Genomic DNA, 2,710 nt, shown 5'->3' with positions numbered 1-2,710 from the left:
ACCCGAGTAGCAGCGGGCCCGTGAAATCTGCTGTGAATCTGCCGGGACCACCCGGTAAGCCTGAATACTCCCTGGTGACCGATAGCGGACTAGTACCGTGAGGGAAAGGTGAAAAGTACCCCGGGAGGGGAGTGAAATAGTACCTGAAACCGTGCGCTTACAATCCGTCAGAGCCTTCGATTTCGGTCGTGGGGTGATGGCGTGCCTTTTGAAGAATGAGCCTGCGAGTCATCGGTGTGTGGCGAGGTTAACCCGTGTGGGGTAGCCGTAGCGAAAGCGAGTCCGAATAGGGCGTTTGAGTCGCATGTCATGGACCCGAAGCGGAGTGATCTACCCATGGCCAGGGTGAAGCGACGGTAAGACGTCGTGGAGGCCCGAACCCACTTAGGTTGAAAACTGAGGGGATGAGCTGTGGGTAGGGGTGAAAGGCCAATCAAACTCCGTGATAGCTGGTTCTCCCCGAAATGCATTTAGGTGCAGCGTCGCGTGTTTCACACTGGAGGTAGAGCTACTGGATGGCCTAGGGGGCCCACAAGCTTACCGAAGTCAGCCAAACTCCGAATGCCGGTGTGTGAGAGCGCGGCAGTGAGACTGCGGGGGATAAGCTTCGTAGTCGAGAGGGAAACAGCCCAGATCGCCGGCTAAGGCCCCTAAGCGTGTACTAAGTGGAAAAGGATGTGGGGTCGCTGAGACAACCAGGAGGTTGGCTTAGAAGCAGCCACCCTTGAAAGAGTGCGTAATAGCTCACTGGTCAAGTGATCCTGCGCCGATAATGTAGCGGGGCTCAAGTACACCGCCGAAGCCGCGGCACTCAGTCATACAGATCGCCTTCGGGCCAGTCGACTGGGTGGGTAGGGGAGCGTCGTGTAGCCAGGGAAGCAGCGGGGTGACCTAGTTGTGGAGGCTGCGCGAGTGAGAATGCAGGCATGAGTAGCGAAAGACGAGTGAGAAACTCGTCCGCCGAATGACCAAGGGTTCCTGGGCCAGGTTAATCCGCCCAGGGTGAGTCGGGACCTAAGGCGAGGCCGACAGGCGTAGTCGATGGACAACGGGTTGATATTCCCGTACCCGTGTATCCGCGCCCAATGGCGAATCATCTGTGCTAACCATCCAAATGTGGACGGATCTCCTTCGGGAGACCTGAAGCGGCTGCATGGGACCCTGGGTGTAGTAGTCAAGCGATGGGGTGACGCAGGAAGGTAGCTGGGCCCGGTGGTGGATTACCGGGTGTAAGCCTGTAGGGCGAGACATAGGCAAATCCGTGTCTCATGTGCCTGAGAGGTGATGCGTAGCCGGTTGAGGTGAATTCAGTGATCCTATGCTGCCGAGAAAAGCCTCTAGTGAGTTGGTACACGGCCCGTACCCCAAACCGACACAGGTGGTCAGGTAGAGAATACTAAGGCGATCGAGATAACTGTGGTGAAGGAACTCGGCAAAATACCTCCGTAACTTCGGGAGAAGGAGGGCCCGATCTGGTGATGAGTCTTGCACTCGGAGCTGGGTTGGGTCGCAGAGACCAGAGAGAAGCGACTGTTTACTAAAAACACAGGTCCGTGCGAAGTCGTAAGACGATGTATACGGACTGACGCCTGCCCGGTGCCGGAAGGTTAAGAGGACCGGTTAGCGGAGCAATTCGCGAAGCTGAGAATTTAAGCCCCGGTAAACGGCGGTGGTAACTATAACCATCCTAAGGTAGCGAAATTCCTTGTCGGGTAAGTTCCGACCTGCACGAATGGCGTAACGACTTCTCTGCTGTCTCCACCACAGACTCGGCGAAATTGCATTACGAGTAAAGATGCTCGTTACGCGCGGCAGGACGAAAAGACCCCGGGACCTTCACTATAGCTTGGTATTGGTGTTCGGTACGGTTTGTGTAGGATAGGTGGGAGACTGTGAAGCGGGCACGCCAGTGTTCGTGGAGTCGTCGTTGAAATACCACTCTGGTCGTATTGGACCTCTAACCTCGGGCCATGATCTGGTTCAGGGACAGTGCCTGGTGGGTAGTTTAACTGGGGCGGTTGCCTCCCAAAATGTAACGGAGGCGCCCAAAGGTTCCCTCAGCCTGGTTGGCAATCAGGTGTTGAGTGTAAGTGCACAAGGGAGCTTGACTGTGAGACTGACAGGTCGAGCAGGGACGAAAGTCGGGACTAGTGATCCGGCACCGGCATGTGGAAGCGGTGTCGCTCAACGGATAAAAGGTACCCCGGGGATAACAGGCTGATCTTCCCCAAGAGTCCATATCGACGGGATGGTTTGGCACCTCGATGTCGGCTCGTCGCATCCTGGGGCTGGAGTAGGTCCCAAGGGTTGGGCTGTTCGCCCATTAAAGCGGCACGCGAGCTGGGTTTAGAACGTCGTGAGACAGTTCGGTCTCTATCCGCCGCGCGCGTTAGAAACTTGAGGAAGGCTGTCCCTAGTACGAGAGGACCGGGACGGACGAACCTCTGGTGTGCCAGTTGTCCCGCCAGGGGCACGGCTGGTTGGCCACGTTCGGAAGGGATAACCGCTGAAAGCATCTAAGCGGGAAGCCTGTTCCAAGATGAGGTTTCTCACCCCTTTAAGGGGGTAAGGCCCCCAACAGACCATTGGGTTGATAGGCCAGAACTGGAAGTGCGGTAACGCATGGAGGTGACTGGTACTAATAGGCCGAGGACTTACCAACAAAGCTGCTACGCGTCCACTGTGCGGTATCTGAAACAACACACTGCTC

General features: G+C 56.5%; 1 rRNA gene. It reads left to right on the top strand.

The features are described 5' to 3' along the window. Window positions 1-2,662: ribosomal RNA gene (locus tag IG65_RS0133755) — 23S ribosomal RNA — on the top strand; the annotation flags it as partial. Window positions 2,663-2,710 lie beyond the last annotated feature (48 nt).

The sequence above is a fragment of the Nocardia sp. NRRL WC-3656 genome, assembly GCF_000720265.1.
Taxonomy (GTDB): Bacteria; Actinomycetota; Actinomycetes; order Mycobacteriales; family Mycobacteriaceae; genus Nocardia; species Nocardia nova.
Note: the sequence above shows the minus strand (reverse complement) of the source record. Positions and strands in the feature narration are given on the sequence as shown.